Source organism: Massilia pinisoli (assembly GCF_024753285.1).
Taxonomy (GTDB): Bacteria; Pseudomonadota; Gammaproteobacteria; order Burkholderiales; family Burkholderiaceae_D; genus Telluria; species Telluria pinisoli.
The window spans coordinates 1-624 of the sequence record NZ_JANUGW010000064.1; the positions used below are offsets into that span (position 1 = coordinate 1).

General features: G+C 59.6%; 1 protein-coding gene. It reads left to right on the forward strand.

Annotated features, from left to right (window positions below; genetic code table 11):
* A partial coding sequence (locus NX784_RS28755) for a transposase (RefSeq protein ID WP_258820089.1) occupies positions 1–624 on the forward strand: 624 nt, incomplete at both ends.

Here is a 624-nt window from a genome sequence, read left to right on the forward strand (position 1 = left end):
CATATAGCCCGCCTGACTGGGCTGCACTGGCATACCATCAAAGAGATCGACCATCGACGGTTGCAGCACCTGCACGGCAACTTCTCGGCAGAGGGCGCACGGCGGCTGGTCATGGACGAGTTTGCCCTGCACAAGGGCCATCGTTACGCTACCGTGGCCCTGGATGCTGAGCGCATGCGGGTGCTGTGGGTTGGAGAAGGCAACAGCCGGGAGGCGATCCGGCCGTTCTTCGAGATGCTGGGGGAGGAAGGTTGCCAGCGAATTGAAGCGGTTGCCATGGACATGAACACGGCTATGGACCTTGAAGTTCGCCAGCAATGTCCGAATGCCGAGGTGGTCTATGACCTGTTTCATGTCGTAGCCCGCTTCGGCCGTGAAGTTGTCGACAGAGTACGCGTCGACCAGGCCAATACGTTGCGCGCAGAGCCGAAGGCCCGCCAGGTCATCAAGCGCAGTCGCTGGCTTTTACTGCGCAACCGCGACAATCTGAAGGCCGAACAGGCCGTCAAGCTGGAAGAGCTACTGGCCGCCAACCGCCCCTTGGCGACGGTCTACTTGCTCAAAACCGAACTAAAGGAAATCTGGTATGCGCCATCAGTCCGGGAAGGTGCTCGTCGATGGAAA